Origin of the sequence: Streptomyces sp. NPDC017940, from assembly GCF_044328435.1 — a bacterium.
Lineage (GTDB): Bacteria > Actinomycetota > Actinomycetes > Streptomycetales > Streptomycetaceae > Streptomyces.
The window spans coordinates 1-18,821 of sequence record NZ_JBIRHJ010000007.1 but is presented as its reverse complement, the minus strand read 5'-3'; the positions used below and the strand labels follow the sequence as shown (position 1 = coordinate 18,821).

General features: G+C 70.0%; 17 protein-coding genes and 1 pseudogene. 10 read left to right on the top strand and 8 right to left on the bottom strand.

The window, feature by feature from the left end; translation table 11 throughout:
• The first annotated feature begins 786 nt into the window (after nucleotides 1-786).
• Complete coding sequence (locus tag ACH4DX_RS23865) at nucleotides 787-1,272, top strand: hypothetical protein (RefSeq protein ID WP_398156610.1); 486 nt, start codon at nucleotides 787-789, stop codon at nucleotides 1,270-1,272.
• On the opposite strand, the gene ACH4DX_RS23860 is transcribed toward ACH4DX_RS23865, so the two are convergent.
• Nucleotides 1,251-1,748 carry a hypothetical protein gene (locus tag ACH4DX_RS23860; RefSeq protein ID WP_398156609.1) on the bottom strand — a complete coding sequence of 166 codons (498 nt, stop codon included), beginning with the start codon at nucleotides 1,746-1,748 and terminating at the stop codon, nucleotides 1,251-1,253. The two genes, ACH4DX_RS23865 and ACH4DX_RS23860, sit on opposite strands and share 22 nt — an antisense overlap.
• 39 nt (nucleotides 1,749-1,787) lie before the next feature.
• Here ACH4DX_RS23860 and ACH4DX_RS23855 point away from each other — a divergent pair, with 39 nt between their 5' ends.
• The 5 genes and pseudogenes from ACH4DX_RS23855 to ACH4DX_RS23835 all read left to right on the top strand — a co-directional run bounded on the left by ACH4DX_RS23855 (nucleotide 1,788) and on the right by ACH4DX_RS23835 (nucleotide 5,753).
• Nucleotides 1,788-2,954: a pentapeptide repeat-containing protein gene (locus ACH4DX_RS23855; protein WP_398156608.1), complete on the top strand. Its 1,167-nt coding sequence runs from the start codon at nucleotides 1,788-1,790 to the stop codon at nucleotides 2,952-2,954.
• 189 nt (nucleotides 2,955-3,143) lie between these two features.
• Nucleotides 3,144-3,767 (top strand): hypothetical protein, encoded by a 624-nt coding sequence (locus ACH4DX_RS23850; protein ID WP_398115737.1) that lies wholly within the window; start codon nucleotides 3,144-3,146, stop codon nucleotides 3,765-3,767.
• Between the two features lie 280 nt (nucleotides 3,768-4,047).
• Nucleotides 4,048-4,651 (top strand): annotated as a pseudogene (locus tag ACH4DX_RS23845) (transposase); the annotation flags it as partial.
• A gap of 333 nt (nucleotides 4,652-4,984) precedes the next feature.
• The gene (locus ACH4DX_RS23840; RefSeq protein ID WP_398156607.1) at nucleotides 4,985-5,527 is read left to right on the top strand and encodes a GNAT family N-acetyltransferase; all 543 of its coding nucleotides are present in this window, start codon (nucleotides 4,985-4,987) and stop codon (nucleotides 5,525-5,527) included.
• Nucleotides 5,528-5,579: 52 nt separating this feature from the next.
• A complete protein-coding gene (locus ACH4DX_RS23835; RefSeq protein ID WP_398156606.1) occupies nucleotides 5,580-5,753 on the top strand; it encodes a DUF6896 domain-containing protein in 174 nt (57 codons plus the stop codon).
• Nucleotides 5,754-6,067: 314 nt separating this feature from the next.
• Here the strand turns inward: ACH4DX_RS23835 and ACH4DX_RS23830 are convergent, their stop codons facing one another.
• From ACH4DX_RS23830 to ACH4DX_RS23820, 3 genes are all read right to left on the bottom strand, one after another.
• Nucleotides 6,068-7,399 (bottom strand): class I SAM-dependent RNA methyltransferase, encoded by a 1,332-nt coding sequence (locus ACH4DX_RS23830; RefSeq protein ID WP_398115742.1) that lies wholly within the window; start codon nucleotides 7,397-7,399, stop codon nucleotides 6,068-6,070.
• A gap of 241 nt (nucleotides 7,400-7,640) precedes the next feature.
• The gene (locus tag ACH4DX_RS23825) at nucleotides 7,641-9,707 is read right to left on the bottom strand and encodes an APC family permease (protein WP_398115744.1); all 2,067 of its coding nucleotides are present in this window, start codon (nucleotides 9,705-9,707) and stop codon (nucleotides 7,641-7,643) included.
• A 143-nt stretch (nucleotides 9,708-9,850) separates the two neighbouring features.
• Complete coding sequence (locus tag ACH4DX_RS23820; protein WP_398156605.1) at nucleotides 9,851-12,307, bottom strand: MMPL family transporter; 2,457 nt, start codon at nucleotides 12,305-12,307, stop codon at nucleotides 9,851-9,853.
• A gap of 201 nt (nucleotides 12,308-12,508) precedes the next feature.
• Between ACH4DX_RS23820 and ACH4DX_RS23815 the strand changes: the two genes are divergently transcribed.
• The 4 genes from ACH4DX_RS23815 to ACH4DX_RS23800 all read left to right on the top strand — a co-directional run bounded on the left by ACH4DX_RS23815 (nucleotide 12,509) and on the right by ACH4DX_RS23800 (nucleotide 14,676).
• Nucleotides 12,509-12,835 carry an ArsR/SmtB family transcription factor gene (locus ACH4DX_RS23815; protein ID WP_398115745.1) on the top strand — a complete coding sequence of 109 codons (327 nt, stop codon included), beginning with the start codon at nucleotides 12,509-12,511 and terminating at the stop codon, nucleotides 12,833-12,835.
• Between the two features lie 121 nt (nucleotides 12,836-12,956).
• A complete protein-coding gene (locus tag ACH4DX_RS23810) occupies nucleotides 12,957-13,196 on the top strand; it encodes a hypothetical protein (RefSeq protein ID WP_398156604.1) in 240 nt (79 codons plus the stop codon).
• Nucleotides 13,197-13,345: 149 nt separating this feature from the next.
• A complete protein-coding gene (locus ACH4DX_RS23805) occupies nucleotides 13,346-14,014 on the top strand; it encodes a potassium channel family protein (protein WP_398115749.1) in 669 nt (222 codons plus the stop codon).
• Nucleotides 14,014-14,676, top strand: a complete 663-nt coding sequence (locus ACH4DX_RS23800; RefSeq protein ID WP_398115751.1) for a potassium channel family protein — start codon at nucleotides 14,014-14,016, stop codon at nucleotides 14,674-14,676. The genes ACH4DX_RS23805 and ACH4DX_RS23800 overlap by 1 nt, the downstream gene beginning before the upstream one ends.
• Nucleotides 14,677-14,781: 105 nt before the next feature.
• Here ACH4DX_RS23800 and ACH4DX_RS23795 read toward each other — a convergent pair whose 3' ends face one another.
• The 4 genes from ACH4DX_RS23795 to ACH4DX_RS23780 all read right to left on the bottom strand — a co-directional run.
• Nucleotides 14,782-15,588: a DUF3159 domain-containing protein gene (locus ACH4DX_RS23795; RefSeq protein WP_398115752.1), complete on the bottom strand. Its 807-nt coding sequence runs from the start codon at nucleotides 15,586-15,588 to the stop codon at nucleotides 14,782-14,784.
• 3 nt (nucleotides 15,589-15,591) lie between these two features.
• Complete coding sequence (locus ACH4DX_RS23790) at nucleotides 15,592-16,002, bottom strand: OB-fold nucleic acid binding domain-containing protein (RefSeq protein ID WP_078965428.1); 411 nt, start codon at nucleotides 16,000-16,002, stop codon at nucleotides 15,592-15,594.
• A gap of 145 nt (nucleotides 16,003-16,147) precedes the next feature.
• Nucleotides 16,148-16,831: a response regulator gene (locus ACH4DX_RS23785; protein WP_031129132.1), complete on the bottom strand. Its 684-nt coding sequence runs from the start codon at nucleotides 16,829-16,831 to the stop codon at nucleotides 16,148-16,150.
• Between the two features lie 79 nt (nucleotides 16,832-16,910).
• Nucleotides 16,911-18,821: ATP-binding protein (locus tag ACH4DX_RS23780; protein WP_398156603.1), on the bottom strand; the 1,911-nt coding region annotated here is incomplete at its 5' end.

Below are 18,821 nucleotides of genomic sequence, written 5' to 3'. Positions count from 1 at the left end.
CTGGCGCGAAAAGATCAGGTGGACATGACACATCCGGAGCGCCGATCCGGACCGGACGGAGCTGACGCCGTCTGTGAAGGTCCCGTGAACCGGAAGCCAGGAACTCCACATTCCGGATAGACCCGGAGTGGCTGAAACTTGCCCACAGGACGGGGATCTAGCCCTGCTGGACGCAGCGGGATCGGGACAAGGGCGGATCGAGGGCGGCATGCGGGCGGGCCGAGGGCGGAAGCCCGTCGAGAGACACGCCCGGCGCCGTCCGGCACCGCCCGGCCTTGCCCGGAACGCCCTGGAAGCAAACGGGACACAGTCTCTAGTACGTAAACAAGTCACTTCCGCAAAAGCGGACGCATACGTTCACCCTTCCGCTTCGCGACGCATACACGCCTCTCACGCAGACACCACAAAGCCTACGCTCACGCCAGGGTCATTCCGGCATGGAGCACCTTCGAGCCAGCCCCCGGCCACGTTCCCAATTAGCAGCGGCGAAAGATTCACAAGTTGCCTATAGTCATCGAGCGCTGACACCGGCGGGAGGTGCGGGAGTCCGCTACCGGTCGCAGTGGCTCGGCAACCACCGGGCCGCCGCCGGCACAGGGCGGGGCCGCCGTCGGCTCGGCGCAGGGAAAGGCGGCCGAATAGAGCTGTCACTGCCGCGCTGCCAAACACCAAGTACGACCCTTTACCAATTATTGGGAACTTTCTAGCAGAAAGTGATGGTTCAGCATGTCCAGGTCGTTCCGTTTCAGAAGCATGATGGTCGTCGCCGCGAGCTTGGTCTCCGCTGTGGCCGTAGCACCCCAGGCTGTCGCCACGGACGCTCCCGCAGCGCACGTGTCGAAGGGCTCCCCCATGGCGTACGTGGCGAAGAACGCCGACCGGACGACGCTGGCCACCGCACAGGCCGACCCCCAGGCCGTCGCCGCGGCCGCAAATGTCTGCGGGGCGGGTTACTCGCTGCTCAAGGCGATCCCCCTCCCCCTCGGCACCGAGCCCGACATGCGTCTGGGCACGCTGTTCGCCTACGGGAACGGTGGCAAGGGCTGCGCGATCCTCGACAACAACGCGGGCGGCAAGCAGTACATGTACCTGAAGGTGTGCAAGACCGCGGGCGGCAGCTGCGACACCGACTCCGGCAACTTCACCGACTACGCGGGCCCGGTCCGCGTCTCGAGCTTCGCCTGCGCCCCGGTGACGGCCAAGATGGCCAAGACCTCCAGCAGCACGCCGTACATCAACTACAAGTCGGACTACGTTTTTCCGTGCGGATAGGCTGCGGACAGGCCCGCGGACAGGCCTGCGCCGGGTGTGACGGCGCCGCGAAGGCGGCCGCCGGGAACACCCGCCGGGAGACCGTCGGTCATTCGGCGGCATCCGCGCCGTAGCCGCGAGCGAGGTCGGGCAGGCCGTGGTCGTAGCCATGTCCGACCGGACGCGGTCGCCACGCCCCTGCCCCGGCGGTAAAGCCGGTGGACGGGCCGGGAGCTGCGGACGGTGATCCAGCGGGTCTCGGTGAAGGCGTCGATGTTGGCCTCGCCGCCGAAGCGCGCGCCGGGGCCGGACCAGCCGACGCCGCCGAAGGGGATGCGGGCGTCGTCGTTGGTGGTCTGGTCGCCGCGGGCCGCCCCCTCGCCGACCTTGCGCTGCTGATCGCACAGATGCCAATGGGAACTAGCAATGTCTTGCGCCGTCCGGTGATTGCCCGTCGAGCCAGTGGCAGTTGAACGCCGCCGCTCGAAGCCGTGCACCTTGATCGCCTTTTGAGCGGCGCCTAGGCTCCCATGCTCATGGAGATGGGGGAGCCGGGCCGCGGTCGCAGGCCGTGGCGCGACCGGCTGGGCAGGCATCGTACGATCGCGGCCCTGCTGGCCGGGATGGCGGGGCTGGCTCTTGTGGGCACGGTGCTCGTCGTCCTGCCGGGTGTGGTGGTCGACCACGATCTCGCCGGCGCGAGCGTCGCCGCGCCGGACCGGCTCAAAGCGGTGAACGACGTCCGTACGACACTTCTACAGGCCGTGGGCGGCATGGTCGTGCTGTTCGGCGCGTACGCCACCTGGAGGCAACTGCGAGTCAGTCAGGCCACGTTGCGCGCCACCCAGGAGGGCTACGTCACCGACCGGTTCAGCACGGCCGTCGATCAGCTCGGCAGCGACAAGCTGGAAACACGCATCGGCGGGCTCCACGCGCTGTGGCGAATCGCGGAGCACTCCGCCCGCGACCGCGAGGCCATCATTTCCCTTCAGGCCGCTTACCTGCGTACGCACCTGCCCTGGCCGCCCGCCGGACCGGAAGCGCCAGCGGCGGACGTGCCCATCAACGACGTCGCGCCGCTGGAGGTCCGTGCCGCTGACGCCCAGGTGGCGCTGACCGGGCTCGGCGTGTTGTTGCTGCAACCCCGGGAGCAGTCCTGGGTCAACCTCAGCGTCACGGACCTGCGCCGGGCCGACTGCGACGGACTGTGGCTGCATGAGGTCAACCTCGACCGGTCCTGTATGGAGGCGGCGGGCCTGTACCACGCCAACCTGACGCAGGCGTCTCTCGTCTCGGCCAACCTGCGTCACGCCGACCTCAAGACCGCGATCCTGCGCCGGGCCCGCTGCGTTCTGGCTGACCTGCGGGGCGCCCGGCTGGTCGAAACCGACTTGCGTGACGCGGATTTCACCGAGGCCGACCTGCGCGAAGCGAACCTGCGTAAGGCCGACGCGGGCGGCACTGTTTTTCGCAGTGCCGATCTGCGCCTGGCCGATTTGCGTGGCTCGAACTTGAGCACGGCCGACCTTCTCCAGGCACGTCTGACCGGCGCGCTGGCCAGCGCGCGTACTCGGTGGCCAGCCGGTTACGACCAACTGGCCGCCGGCGTCGTGGTCACCGAGGATCCCGGCCCCGAACCTCCGCCACTGCTCCAGCCTCCAGGGATAACGACGCAGCACCCGCCCCTGCGGTCCATGCCGTGACCGAGGGGCCCGCTGCACGCGGGAAGACCTGGCCGACCAACTCCTCCTCTGTGGGGTCCGTGTAGCGGGCGATGGTCTCCGCGCCCAGAGGGTGAGGTGGAGAAAGGCTCGGAGCTCTCGACTCATCAGAACAACGTCCGGCCTCTGCTCACTAGAGTCAGGGGCCTTGGAGAGTCGAGAGGGAGCTTCGTGACCTTAGCTGTGGGTATCTTCGATCTGTTCACCTATGGGATACCAGGAGCACTGCATCTATCTTTGATCATTCACGTGCTCGCACGCCTACAGATCATCGATCTCACCAGTCTGGCCTCAGCGCCGTCGGCACTACTAGTAGTCGGAGTGGGCGTTGCCAGTTACCTGTTGGGGCATCTCGCCTATCCGCTGAGTGCCCTCCTGGACAAAGTGGCACCGCGTTGGAATTGGAGTGTCGAGGACGCTCGTCTCGATTTCGTGGCCAGAGTGCCCGAGTCCCGGGACAGAGCCTTCGTGCGCACTGATGTATCTCTGCTGTTGGCTGCGGTGGAACTGCACAACAAGGAGGCAGCCGGCGAGATCACTCGGCTTCAAGGTGTCGCGTTGATGCTGCGCAACTCAGCTCTCGCCCTGGTGTTCGCGCTCGTGGTCGCGGTGATCGAGCTCAGTGTGGGACCCGATCGTGTGCTGGCAGGAAGCTGTGCGGCACTGCTACTGGTGAGCCTGACTGCCGCAGTCAGACACGGGCGCCGTGTGCGGCACTGGGACCGCCTGAAGACGTTGGAGATCTGCTTCTGGATCCCAGATATCGACGACAGACTCGGCTCCAACCGCCGGTGATCACAGGCGCGCCCCGCAGGCTTGACGTGGGGGCTCCACGACTGGTTGGTCGTGGAGCCCCCACGCCAGGGAGTGCTCCAACCTCAGAGTCCAGGCTGTGGATCGAATGTGCTGGTCACAGCCACTCGTTGATTGCCGCGACAAGGACGGTCGCCTCGTAGCGGACCGCCGACTTGTCGTACCGCGTGGCTACGGCCCGGTGCCTCTTGAGGCGGTTGGTACCGCACTCGACCGCGTGCCGCTCACGGTAGTCAATCGGGGCGAACTTCGGCGGCCGACCGTGGTCGGCATCCGCGGTGACCTGACCGTCCAGCCGGGCGCGGCGGTCCCCGAGACGCCGATCTGGTCCGACACCGGCCGCCGGCCGGTGTCCGGTATCCGCAGCCCCCGGCGCCGGTGGCGGACCTGTCCGCAGCCGTCGGCCGGGGTGCCTTCGAGACGGTGACCTGGCGGGAGGGCTCGCGCGGTCCGATGACCTTCCGCCTCCTCGGGGTGCCGGTCCGGCCGGCCGGAGTGCGTCCGCGCCGACTGGCCCGGGCGGTCGCGGTGACCGGGCACGGCCGCTGGGACGGCGTCCTGCCCCGGGCGCATCTGCTGGCCGAATGGCCCGACGGCGAGGACGCCCCGACCCGCTTCTCACTGCCCGACCTGCCCGCCGATACCCCGCTCGCCGGCCTGGTCCGGCTGGCGAAGATCCGCTGGCGCATCGAGCACGACTACCGCGAGCGCAAACACGGCCTGGGCCTGGCCACTTCGAGGGCCGCTCGTGGACCGGCTGGCACCACCACGTCACCCCTCGACCGCCGCCCACGCCTTCCGCCTTCCTGACCGAACAGCGTCTGACCCCAAAAGCCCCCACGCCGACCTCACCCGACCCTCTACCAGGTCCTCGACAGTCTCCAGGAGCGTCGTCGATGACGGCGCTCTGGACCGGGGTGAGGTCATTGTCCTGGCCGGTGCCCGCGTCGAGGCGAGCGCCCAGGCGATCGGCCCGGTCTTGATCTGCGCGGGTCCGGTGCGTACGAGTCCGGTCGTATCATCGGCTCCGGCTGTCGGACCGATTTCGGCACGGAGGTCACCCTCAGCTTGCTAGTACTCCAGCCGTAGAACGTGACTTGGCGCAAGGCGACGCCGGTCTGTGGGGCTCGGTCTGACGGCAGTGGCGGGCTACCGGAATACGGGCTCGTGCCCCATACGAGATCTGACAAGCTCCGCTTGTGAACCGATCCATGGTGACTTGGCGCAAGCTCGCGCTCAACGACTGGCAAGCAGTGCACTCCTGGGCCAGCCTTGAGGAGGCTTGTCGCTACCAGCCTTGGGGGCCCAACACCGAGGACCAGACGCGCGCGTTCGTGCAAACTGCCGTCGAAGCCTGGTCTCACGCCCATCAGCAGCGATTCGTCTACATTGCTCGCTTCGAGAACGAACCCGTCGGCATGGGTGAGTTGCGCATTCGTAGCCGTCGCCATCGTCAGGGCGAAATCGCCTACATCGTGCACCCGAGGGCCTGGGGACGTGGCGTGGGCACGGCGATCGGACAAGGACTTCTGTCGCGCGGGTTCGGGGAATTGGGACTCCACCGGATCTACGCGACCTGCGATCCCCGCAATCGCGCGTCGTCTCGGTTGCTGGGCAAGCTCGGTATGACGTACGAGGGGCAGCATCGGCATACCACGTTGATCCGGGACGGCTGGCGGGACTCCGAGATGTTCAGCATCCTGGAAGCGGAATGGCGGTCGAGCGCCAGCGATAGATTGTGATCTTGCTGGTGGGTGCCTCTTCGGGCAAGGGTGCGGCCATCGTTGATCATCGGTGCGTGAAGACAACCGGAGTAGGCAGGTCGGCACCTACTCCTACACGTTTGATGGGGCCGGGTGCCGCTTCGTCAGCGACAACGGCACCGAGGTCGATGTCGACTTCGCCCCCGACGGGAGCGAAATCTTCGACCTCTGGCGGCTGCGCCGGCACGCGCTGAGCCTGGAGTAGTCGGCTCCGCGCGAGCGGAGGTGGAGGGGCGTCGCCGAGGCCGCCACGCCGCCCCCCGAGGTCGGCTCCACGCGAGCGGCGGAGGTGTGCTCCGCGACCGGTACGCCGATCCGCGCCCAAGCTCTTACAGCGCATGAGGCCCGCCTCTCCCTCATCCAGTTACCCGCGAGGGGAGGCGGCTCTCATATGCCTAATGCCGCATCAGAGTGTGTGCCGAGCGTGCGTCATACGTGCGTCACGTGCGTCGCTCGTGCGTCAAGATTTCGCCCGTAACGCACACAACGCCCATAATGCACACTTGACGAAACCGCAGGTCAGCGGCCCTTCTCAGCGGGCTCCAGGATCGCCACGCACTCCACATGATGCGTCATCGGAAAAAGATCAAAAGCCCGAAGCATCCGCACCCGGTACCCCCCCTCCCGGAAGTACCCCAAGTCCCGCGCCAGCGCGGCGGGATCGCAGGCCACGTAGGCGATGCGGCGGGCTCCGAGGCCCGACAGGTGGCGGACCGTCTGTTTGCCGGCGCCCGCTCGGGGCGGGTCGAGGACGATGATGTCGACCTCAGTGATGCCCGTGCGCGGCAGGACCGACTCGACCTTGCCCTGTTCGACGCGGACGCGGTCGAACGCGGCGAGGTTGTGGCGCGCGTCCTCCACCGCCCGCTTGCCGGACTCGATGCCGAGTACGGCACCCTCCTCGCCCACGCGGTCCGCGATCGCCCCCGCGAAGAGGCCGACGCCGCAGTACAGGTCGAGCGCCGTCTCGCCCTTGCGCGGGAACAGGCCCTGCATGACCGCCGTCACCAGGGTGTCCGCCGCCTTGGGGTGGACCTGCCAGAAGCCGCCGTTGCCCACGCGGTACGTGCGGCCGTCGGCGCGTTCGCGCACGAAGGGGCGGCCGTGGACGCGGTGCACCCCGCCGTCCTTCTCCTCCACCCTGAGGACGGAGACCGGCTTGTCCAGCTCGACCAGGGGAAGGCGCGCCCCGGGACGGGGAGCGAGAACCACCTGGCGGTCCTGCGAACCCGTCGCCGCGATCGCGTCCACCGACTCCATGCCCGACCAGTCGCGCTGCTCGATGCCCAGTTCGGAGACGCCCTCCGCCGCGATCATGCAGTGGTCGATCGGCTGCACCTCGTGCGAGCGGTGGCGGCGCAGGCCCGCCCTGCCGGTCTCCGGGTCCACCGCGTACTGGACGCGCGTCCGCCAGGACGGCACCTCACCGGCGGGCAGCTTGTCGCCGTCGGCCGGCATCACCGTGCCGTCCCACCCGGCCTCCTCGGGCGTGAGCCCGGCGAGCCGCTGCAACTGCTCGGTGATCACTTCGCCCTTGAGGCGGCGCTGCGCCCCCGGCTTCGCATGCTGCCAGTCGCAGCCGCCGCAGCGGCCGGGGCCGGCGTACGGGCAGGGGGCCTGCACGCGGTCCTTCGACGCGTCGAGGACCGTCACGGCGTCGGCACGCAGGAAACGGGACGTCTCGTCGCCCTCCGTCACCCGCGCCACCACCCGCTCGCCGGGGAGCGTGTGCCGTACGAAGAGGACCTGCCCCTCCGCCGTCCGGGCGACGCAGTGGCCGCCGTGTGCGACCGGCCCCACCTCGACCTCGTACTCCTGGCCCACCAGCGAGTTCTTCGGTTCAGCCTGCATGGCGGGGTGACTCCACAACGTAAGAGGGGGCAGGAGCCGCCTTCCGGCCGAAGCGGCCGGGCGGCACCGGGACGACAGCCCACCAGTCTACGTGGACACGCCCCCGCCCTCGTCCACGCGTCCGGCCGGGTCGGAGCGCGGGCAGCACCCGGCACCCGGTACCCGGCACCTGCCCGCCGCCCTCACTCCCCCACGAGCTCGCCGGCCCGCTACTCCGCTACCTCGCTGACCCGCTACCCCGCTACCCCTTCTTGCTGCTCTCCCTCTCCTTCTCCTTCTCCTTCGCCCGCCTCTCGACGGGCCCCCTGCGCACCGAACCCGGCGCGTTCCACTCCTGGCGCCTGCGCGCCCGCCGCTTCGCGGCCTCGGAGGACTCCAGCTGGTAGGGGACGGAGGTGACCATCACGCCGGGGGTGAAGAGGAGGCGGCCCTTGAGGCGCAGCGCGCTCTGGTTGTGGAGCAGGTGCTCGTACCAGTGGCCCACCACGTACTCGGGGATGATCACGCTGACCGCGTCGCGCGGGCTCTCCCGGCGCAGCGACTTCACGTACTCGATGACGGGCCGTGTGACCTCGCGGTAGGGCGAGTCGAGGACCTTCAGGGGCACGCTGATGTTGCGCCGCTCCCACTCGTCGCGCAGCGCCTTGGTCTCGTCGGGGTCGACGTTGACGCTCAGGGCCTCCAGGGTGTCGGTGCGCATCAGCTTGGCGTACGCGAGGGCCCGGAGCGTGGGCTTGTGGATCTTGGAGACCAGGACGATGGAGTGGACGCGGGACGGGCGGACGTCGTCGTCGGAGGGGCCCTCGGGGGCGACGATCTCCTCGGCCACCCGGTCGTAGTGGCGGCGGATCGCGCTCATCGTCGCGTAGAAGATGCACATGCCGAGCAGCGCCACCCACGCGCCGTGCGTGAACTTGGTGACGAGTACGACGACCAGGACCAGGCCGGTGAAGAAGGCGCCGAAGGCGTTGATGGCGCGGGAGCGGAGCATGTGGCGCCGCTTGCCCTGGTCGCGCTCCCCCGCCAGGTGGCGGTTCCAGTGCCGGACCATGCCGATCTGGCTGAGCGTGAAGGAGACGAAGACGCCGACGATGTAGAGCTGGATGAGGCGGGTGGAGTCCGCGCCGTAGATCCAGACGAGCAGCGCCGCGGCGCCCGCGAGGAGCACGATGCCGTTGGAGAACGCGAGGCGGTCGCCGCGGGTGTGCAGCTGGCGCGGCAGGTAACGGTCCTGCGCGAGGATCGAGCCGAGCAGCGGGAAGCCGTTGTACGCGGTGTTCGCGGCGAGGAAGAGGACGAGCGCGGTGGCGGCCGCGAGGACGATGAACAGGAAGCTGCCGTTGCCGAAGACGGCCTCGGCGACCTGGGAGATCACCGGGTTCTGCACGTAGTCGCCGCCGACGGGGACTCCGTTCTCCAGGAGGTCCTTGGCGGGCTTCTCGGCCATGTGGACGTTGGTCGCCATGGCGAGGGCGATGATGCCGCAGAACATGGTGACCGCGAGGGCGCCCATCAGGGCGAGTGTGGAGGCGGCGTTCCTGGACTTCGGCTTGCGGAAGGCGGGCACGCCGTTGCTGATGGCCTCCACGCCGGTGAGCGCGGCGCAGCCGGAGGAGAACGCGCGCAGGAGCAGGAAGACCATGGCGAAGCCCGCGAGGCCCTCGTGCTCGGCGTTGATCTCGAAGTCGGCGGTCGGGGCCTTCATGGTGTCGTCGAGGACGAAGCCCCGGAAGGAGCCCCACGCCATCATGATGAAGACGCCCGCCACGAAGACGTACGTCGGGATCGCGAAGAGCTTGCCGGACTCCTTGACGCCGCGCAGGTTCATCAGCGTCAGGAGGACGATGACGGCGATCGCGCACAGGACCTTGTGCTCGACGACGAAGGGGACCGCCGAGCCGAGGTTCTCGATGCCCGAGGAGATCGACACGGCGACGGTCAGGACGTAGTCGACGAGCAGGGCGCTCGCGACGGTCAGGCCCGCCTTGGGGCCGAGGTTGGTGTTCGCGACCTCGTAGTCGCCGCCGCCGCTCGGGTACGCGTGCACGTTCTGGCGGTACGACGCCACGACGGTGAACATCAGCACGACCACCGCGACGGCGATCCAGGGGCTGAAGTGGTAGGCCGACACGCCCGCGACGGACAGGACGAGCAGCACCTCGCCGGGCGCGTACGCGACGGAGGACAGCGGGTCGGACGCGAACACGGGGAGAGCGATGCGCTTCGGCAGGAGTGTTTCTCCGAGCCGGTCGCTGCGCAGTGCGCGCCCGATGAGGATCCGTTTGGGCACGTCGGTCAGTTTGGACACGCAGAGGATCGTAAGCGTTCACCGGGGGCGCCGCCCACCCAGTACCCCGAGTGTTGGGCATATGGAAATACCGGCCGGGCGACGAAGGGGCGGGACCGGAGTCGTGACCCCGGCCCCGCCCCGCCCTCAGTGCCCTTGCCGCGTCACCGGTCGCGGGTGGTCGGGGCTCCACCGCCGAGCAGCGCACCGGGTCGACCGGAGCCCCCGGCCCCGCTTGCGGTCCCGGCGGCGGAGTCCCCGGCGCCGCTTCCGGTCCCGGCGGCGCCCTCGTACCCGTACCCGCGCACCAGCCGCTCCCCGGCCCGCCGCACCGCCTTGGAGGGCCACCAGGCCGCGTCGCCGAGCAGCAGCAGCGCCGCCGGCAGGATCATGACACGGATCACAAAGGCGTCGACCAGAACGGCGACCGCGAGCACGAAGCCCATCTGCTTCATCTCCAGGATGTGCAGCATCACGAAGCTCGCGAAGACGGTGACCATGACGAGCGCCGCGCTCGTGACGACCTTGGCGGACGACGCGATCCCGTCGAGCACGGCCTGCCGCGTGGGTACGCCGTTCAGCGCGGCCTCACGGATCCGGCTGACGACGAACACCTGGTAGTCCATCGAGAGCCCGAAGAGGATCACGAAGAGGAACAGCGGCACCCGCGAGGAGACGCCGTGCAGGGAGACGAAGGACAGCAGGTCCTCCGCCCACTCCCCCTGGAAGACGAGCACGAGCAGCCCGAGCGCGGACGCGGCGGAGAGCAGGTTGAGCCCGACGCCCAGCAGCGCGAGGACGACGGAGCGGAACGCGTACACCGTCATGGCGAAGGTCATCAGCAGCAGGAAGCCGAGGACGAGCGGCAGCTTCTCGTTCTGGTGCGCCACGTAGTCGGTGCCGCGCGGGACCTCGCCGGTGACGGCCGTCTCGACGCCGGGGAGCCTGCCGACCGTCGCGGGGATGTGGCCGCCGCGGAGGCGGTCGAGTGAGGCCTCCGCCTCCTCCGAGTACGTGGGGTGCGCGGCGTTCAGCTCCAGGGTGGTGGTCCTGCGGTCGGCGGAGGCCCGGATCAGGGGCCCGCCCGCGGGGTCGGAGAAGAGCGGGTCGGACCCCGCCCTGCGGTCCAGGTCGCGCAGGGCCCGCCGCACCCCGGTCGCCTGCGAGGCCTCGGCCCGCACCACGACCAGGTGCCGGACGCGCAGCTCGGGGAAGGCGTCGAGCAGCCTGTCGTACGCCTGCATCGCGGGGATCTCACGGGAGAAGCTGTCGCGCGCCGGGTTCTTCAGGTTCATGTCCAGCGCGGGCAGGGCGAGCGCCACGAGGGCGAGGACCGCGACGCACAGGGTGCCGAGCGGGTGCTTGCGGGCGGGCGAGAGCAGGGCACTCCAGAGGCGGCCCCCCGGCCCCTTCTCTCCGTACGTGACGGGCGCGCCGTTTCCGTCGTGCGCGGCGCGTGCGCCCTTTGCTTCGTACGGGATGGGCGCGCCGTTCTCGTCGTACGCGCCGGACGTGCCATTCCCGGCGTACGCCGCGGGCGCACCGTACGACCGAACGCGCCCGCCCCGAGCCAGACGCCTGGCCGCGCGGCGCTCCGTGCGGCGGCCGAGCCCCACGAGCAGTGCGGGCAGCACCGTGACCGAGCTGAGCACCGCCACGGCGACGACCAGGATGGTGCCGGTCGCGAGGGAGTCGAAGATGACGTCACCGGCGAGGAACAGCGCGGTGGTGGAGACGATCACGGCGAGCCCGGAGACGACGATCGCGCGCCCCGCGGTCGCCGCGGCGGCCTCCACCAGGGCTTCCGAGGTGAGGCGGCCCCCCGCGCGGGCCCGCTCCTCGCGTTCGCGCTTGAGGTAGAAGAGCGTGTAGTCCACGCCCACGGCCATGCCGATGAGCAGGATCATGCTCATCCCCACGCCGGTGTCGGGCAGCAGGTGCGAGGCCACCGTCGCCAGGCCCATGGTCGCCACGATCGAGGTGACGGCGAGCAGCAGCGGCACGCCCACCATGACGACGGAGCCGAACACCACGGCCAGCGTGATCAGCGTGACGGGCAGCGTGATCGCCTCGGAGAACCGCAGGTCCTCGTCGCGCTGGTCGTCGACACCCTTGCTCACGGAGGCGTCGCCGGTCTCCTCGATCACCAGGCCCGGATGCGCCTTCGCCGCCTTCGCGGTCTGCGCCCGGAGTGGCGGGACGTGCTCCTGGTCCTCCTGCTCGGAGCCGTGCAGCTCCACCTGGATCCGCAGCACGCGGCCGTCGGCGGAGCGCACCGGGGACGCCACCGACGCGACCTCGGGCAGGGCCTTCATCCGGGCGGTGACGTCCCGCACCGCGGCGTCGGCCGCCGCCTCGCCGAGGCGGCCGGACGCGGCCCGGATCAGCACGTGCTCGGTGGACCGCGGCTGGAGGCCGCCCTCGGTGGCCAGGGCTTCGGCCCGGCCGGCCTCGCCGACACGGAAGTCCTCCGCCGTCGCGCTGTTCATGCCGGTGGCGATCCCGCCGCCCAGGCAGAGCGCCACGAAGACGAACCAGCCGATGACCGCCCGCCACGGGTGCAGCGCACTCCACCGGGCCACCCGCACCGTGACCGATCGCCGCCCTCTCCTCATGTCCATCCCCCTCGTCATGTACGACCCCCGTACTTCATGTGTAAGCGCAGACTTACAGGTGCATGTAAGTGGAGACTGACAGGTGAAGGCTGAATGCGTCAACTGTCATGTTCGAGCGGGGCCGCGGGCCGCGGGGAGGGTTTGACAGTGCTTCATGACGTGCGTAAGCCTTGGCTGACAGGTATCGGAGCGGCACAGAGGCGGGCCATGAACAGCGAAGAGCTGCTTGCCTTCCTCGCCGCGGTCGGGCACGCCCAGCGCCTGCGGATCATCAAGGAACTCGCCACCGGCACGCTGTACGTCAGCGAACTCGCGCGCCGCCTCGGCGTCTCACGGCCGCTGCTCTACATGCACCTGGACCGCCTCGAGAAGGCGGGTCTGGTGGTCGGACGACTGGAGCTCTCCGACGACGGCAAGGCCCTCAAGTACTTCGAACTCGCACCGTTTGACGTGCAATTGAACGTGGATACGATTCTGGCTGCCGCCCGGCAGGACGGGGCGAGCGAGACCGGACCGGCCGGTCAGGACACATGAACCGGACAGGCCGACCGAACCGGACACGCAGCTGGACCGGACAGGCCGGATCGACCGGACCGGCCGAATCGACCCCACGGGCCGGAACGACCCGACAGCACTCATCCGAGGAGACGCACCCATGAGCGACGCGATCATCCCGATCGCCTTCTTTGTGATCCTTGCCGGTGCGATCGTCTCCGTCGCGTACTTCCAGACGCAGCGCAGCCGCGAGCGCGACCGCGAGTACGCGGCCGCGATGGAGGCCTACCGCCAGGCGCTCGAGGCCTCCCGGTCCGAGTCCGACGCGGTGCGCGGCCAGCTCATCGAGCTGAACGTACGGGTCAAGTCCATGGAAAGCATGCTGCGCGCCGTGGAGTGAGGGACCCGACCGGGCGCAGGCCACCGCGCGAAAGCCGTTAACGTGGACTGGAACAGACTCGGGCACTACCGGACAACAGCCGGGGACGAGAGTCATCAGCAGGGCATCTACGCAGGTCACCAGAGCCATGAGGAGCGCGGGGTAACGACGTGCACATCGTCATCATGGGCTGCGGGAGAGTCGGTTCCGCTCTCGCGCAGACCCTGGAACAGCAGGGGCACACGGTCGCCGTCGTCGACCAGGACCCCACCGCATTCCGCCGTCTGGGCTCCGGTTTCGGCGGCCGCCGTGTGACCGGTGTCGGCTTCGACCAGGACACCCTGCGCGAGGCGGGCATCGAGGACGCCGGGGCCTTCGCCGCCGTCTCCAGCGGCGACAACTCGAACATCATCGCCGCCCGCGTGGCCCGCGAGATGTTCGGCATCGAGAACGTCGCGGCCCGTATCTACGACCCGCGCCGCGCCGAGGTCTACCAGCGCCTCGGCATCCCCACGGTCGCGACGGTCCGCTGGACCGCGGACCAGATGCTGCGCCGGCTGCTGCCCTCCGGGTCCGAGCCCCTGTGGCGCGACCCGACCGGTGGCGTGCAGCTCGCCGAGGTGCACGCTGCGGAGTCCTGGATCGGCCAGAAGATCAGCCGCCTCCAGGAGGAGACCGGCGTGCGCGTCGCGTTCCTCACCCGGCTCGGCGAGGCGGTCCTGCCGACCTCGCAGACGGTGCTCCAGGAAGGCGATCTGGTGCATGCGATGATGCGCACCGACGAGGTGGAGAAGGTCGAGGCGGCCTTCGCCGAAGGCCCCGAGGAGGGCGGTCACTGATGAGGGTCGCCATTGCCGGAGCGGGCGCGGTGGGCCGCTCCATCGCCGGTGAGCTCCTGGAGAACGGCCACGAGGTCCTTCTCGTCGACAAGGCGCCGACGGCCATCTCCGTCGAGCGCGTCCCGCAGGCCGAGTGGCTGCTCGCCGACGCCTGCGAGATCACCTCCCTCGACGAGGCCGCGCTCCAGCGCTGCAACGTCGTCATCGCCGCGACCGGGGACGACAAGGTCAACCTCGTCGTCTCCCTGCTCGCGAAGACCGAGTACGGCGTCCCCCGTGTCGTCGCCCGCGTCAACAACCCGAAGAACGAGTGGCTCTTCAACGAGTCCTGGGGCGTCGACGTCGCGGTGTCCACGCCGCGGCTGATGTCCGCGCTCGTCGAGGAGGCCGTCAGCGTCGGCGACCTGGTCCGGCTGCTGCGCTTCAGCCACGGCGACGCCAACCTCGTCGAGCTGACGCTGCCGCCGGAGTCCACCCTCGCGGGCACCCGCGTCGGCGACGTCCAGTGGCCCGAGGACACCTCCCTGGTCACCATCATCCGCGGCACGCGCGTCCTCGCGCCGACCGCGGAGGACTCCCTCGAAGCGGGCGACGAGCTTCTCTTCGTCGCCGCGCAGGCGCGTGAGGAGCAGCTGGAGGACCTGCTGTCCGCGCGTCACTAGCCGCAGGCTCTGCGCAGGTGGGGGGCGCCCGGAACCTTCCGAGCGCCCCCCACGTGTGTACGCGTTGTCGGCCCTGCGGGCCTCGTCCTCAAACGCCGGACGGGCTCAGCTTGCCGCAGCCTTGCGCTCCTTCTCGGCGGCCTCCGCCGCCTCCATCTCCGCGAACACGTCGATCGGCGGCGGCGCCTTCGCCAGGAAGATCCAGGTGAAGTAGACCGCGAGGACCATCGGGGGCAGCTTCAGGGCGATCAGGACCCAGCCGAGCTGCTCGGTGTCCGCCCACCAGTACAGCGGGAAGAGGATGGCGTACTTGGCGAGGAAGACCAGGCCCCAGGCCAGGGACGCCTTGGTGTACGCCTTCTTGCGGCCGGGGTTGCGGGTGCGCCAGGAGAGGTTCTCGCGGAAGACCGGGCCGAGGAGCAGCCCGAGCAGCGGGTAGCCCACGAGCGCGGAGAGGAAGAAGGCCGCGCCGAGGCCCGTGCCGTAGATCATGCCGGGCAGGTAGAAGTCCTTGGCGTTGCCCGTGAACATCGCGAAGGCCACGCCGAACGCGACGCCGAAGACACCGCTGAAGGCGTGCTTGACGGTGTCCCGGCGCACCAGGCGGACCACGACGAGGACCAGCGCCACGGCCAGGGCCGCGATCGCCGACATGTGCAGGTCCTTGTTGATCGTGTAGATCAGCACGAACAGCAGGCCGGGGACCATCGTCTCGACCGCGCCGCGGATGCCGCCGAAGGCGTCGAACAGCGCGGCCTGGGTGAGCGCCCTGGTGTCGGGGTCGCCGCCCCCGTCGTCGTGAGCGGGCCTGACGTACCCGGCCTGCGCGGTCTGCGCGGTCTGCTGCGCGTCGAGCGCGTCCTGCGGGCGGTCGCCCACGGTCTGGTCGGTCGGCTTGTCGACTGACGTCACCGGTTACTCCCGTCCGAGCGGTCTGAGTTCGTACTTCGGGTTGAAGAGCACTCTGCGGCCGCGGTCTATGGAGATCCGGCCGGAGGCGATCAAGCGGCGCCCCGGCTCGATGCCGACGATGGAACGCCGACCCAACCACACCACGTCGAGCGCGGCCGAGCCGTCGAACAGCTCCGCCTCCAGGGCGGGGACACCGGCCCTGGGCCGCAGGGTGACCGTGCGCAACGTACCAGTAACCGTCACTATCTGACGGTCCTGGCAGTCGCCGATGCGGGTGCATCCGGTCGTCTCGGCGTCCTCGCGCAGTTCCTGGGACTCCAAGTCCTGCTGGGAGGTCGACAGGCGGTCGAGCATGCGCCGGAAGCGGCCCGTCGGCTTGCCGGATCCGGGGGCAGAACCAGGAACAGCACTCATACCCGAAGCGTACCGGTGGCCGCCGACACCCCCGCAATGGGTGAGCTCACCTAGGGGATGTACCCGCTCCCCACCGCGCGAAGCCCCGTCGCCCGGGAGGGGAAGGCCCCGTCACCGCTCCGAACCGGCTACGGCGCGAAGCCGGTCACCGCTCGAAGCGGTAGCCCATCCCCGGCTCCGTGATGAAGTGCCGCGGGTGCGCCGGGTCCGCCTCCAGCTTGCGGCGGAGCTGGGCCATGTAGACGCGCAGGTAGTTCGTCTCGGTCCCGTACGAGGGACCCCAGACCTCCTGGAGGAGCTGCTTCTGGCTGACGAGGCGGCCCGCGTTGCGCACCAGGACCTCCAGGAGGTGCCACTCCGTGGGGGTCAGGCGTACGTCACGGCCGTTGCGGTTCACCTTCTTCGCGGCCAGGTCGACCGTGAAGTCGTCGGTGTCCACCGTCACGTCGTCCTCACCGGCCCCGGTGGGCTCCGCGCGGCGGACGGCCGCACGCAGCCGCGCCAGGAGTTCGTCCATGCCGAAGGGCTTGGTCACGTAGTCGTCGGCACCGGCGTCCAGGGCCTCGACCTTCTCGTCGGAGCTGTGCCGCGCCGACAGGACCAGGATGGGCACGCGCGTCCAGCCCCGCAGCCCCTTGATCACTTCCACGCCGTCCATGTCGGGCAGACCGAGGTCGAGCACGATCACGTCGGGGTGGCGGGCGGCGGCGAGTTGCAGGGCGGTCGCGCCGTCCGGTGCCGCGTCCACGTCGTACTTGCGTGCCTTCAGGTTGATCACGAGGGCACGTACGATCTGCGGCTCGTCGTCGACCACGAGCACCCGGGTCATTCCTGCCTGCCTTTCGGGCTTGTCAGCGCCGCTCGCGCGGCTTGTGTGCCAGCGGTGGTCACGGGGCGACCGGCCGTGGTCACGAGATCATCTGTACGGGGCGGTCGGGTACGGCGGCCCTCGGGCCGGTCGCGGCCTTGAGGGTCAGGACCATCGTGAGGCCGCCGCCCGGAGTGTCCTCCGCGTCGAGGGTGCCGCGCATCGATTCCACGAAGCCGCGGGCCACCGCGAGGCCGAGGCCGACCCCGCTGCCGCGCGGAGCGTCACCGTAACGCTGGAAGGGCTCGAAGATCCGCTCCTTGGCGTCGTCGGGGACGCCGGGCCCCCGGTCGACCACCCGCAGTTCCACGCGGTCGCCGAGCGCGCTGGCCGAGACGAGAACGGGTTCGTTCTCGGGAGCGTACTTGACGGCGTTCTCCACGATGTTGGCGACGGCGCGCTCCAGGAGGCCCTTGTCGACGGCGACCATCGGCAGGTCCTCGGGCACGTCGAGGTCGACGCTGCCGTCGGGGACGCCGCCGAGCGCCATCGGCACCACCTCGTCCAGGTCGATCCCCCGGATCAGCGGGGTGACCGTACCGGTCTGGAGGCGGGACATGTCCAGGAGGTTGCCGACGAGGTGGTCGAGGCGGTCGGCGCCCGCCTCGATGCCTTCGAGGAGCTCGGCCTGGTCCTCCACGGACCACTCGACGTCCTCGGAGCGCAGGCTGGTCACGGCCGCCTTGATGCCGGCGAGCGGGGTGCGCAGGTCGTGGCTGACGGCGGCGAGCAGGGCGGTGCGGATGCGGTTGCCCTCGGCGAGCGTCCGGGCCCGGTCGGCCTCGCTCTTCAGGCGCTGGCGGTCCAGGACGACGGCTGCCTGGGCGGCGAACGCGGCGAGCACGCGGCGGTCCTCGGCGGGCAGGACACGGCCGGTCAGCGCCAGCGCCATGTGGTCGCCGACCGGGACGTCCACGTCGGCGTCCTCGGGGCGGCCGACGTGCGGCCGGGCGCCGACGCTGCCGGCGCAGGTCCACGGGGTCACGTCGCTCTCGCGCTCCAGGAGGGCCACTCCCTCCATGGCGAACGTCTCGCGCACGGTCTCCAGGAGCGACTCCAGGCTGTTCTCGCCGCGCAGCACGCTGCCCGCGAGGTGCGCGAGGATCTCGGACTCGGCGCGCAGGCGCGCGGCCTGGTGGGTGCGGCGGGCGGCGAGGTCCACCACGGAGGCCACGGAGATCGCCACGGACACGAAGACGACGATCGCGACGATGTTCTTGGCGTCGGAGATCGTCCACTGGTGCAGTGGCGGGGTGAAGTAGTAGTTCAGGAGCAGCGAGCCGAACGCGGCCGACGCGAGCGCGGGGACGAGGCCGCCGAGCAGCGCCGCCGCGACGGTGAGGGTCAGGAAGAGCAGCATGTCGTTGGCGAGACCGAGGTCCGCGTCGACGTGCGTGAGCAGCAGCGTGAGCAGGGCGGGGCCGACGACACCGACCAGCCAGCCCCAGATGATCCGGGACCGGCCGAGCCGTGCGCCGCGCGCCACGGGCAGCCCACGCCCCTTGGCGACCTCGCCGTGCGTGACGATGTGGACGTCCAGGTCGGGGCCCGACTCGCGGGCGACGGTGGCGCCGACGCCGGGGCCGAAGACGTACTGCCAGGACTTGCGCCGTGAGGAGCCGAGGACGATCTGGGTGGCGTTGACGCCGCGGGCGAATTCGAGGAGGGCGGCGGGAATGTCGTCGCCTATGACGTGGTGAAACGTTCCGCCCAGGTCCTCGACGAGGGTGCGCTGGACGGCCAGCTCTTTCGGCGACGCCGCGGTGAGGCCGTCGCTGCGGGCGATGTAGACGGCGAGGATCTCGCTGCCCGAGCCCTTGGCGGCCATGCGGGCGGCCCTGCGGATGAGGGTGCGGCCCTCGGGTCCGCCGGTGAGGCCGACGACGATGCGCTCGCGGGCCTGCCAGGTGGAGCGGATGCCGTGCTCGCCCCGGTACTGCTGCAAGTACTC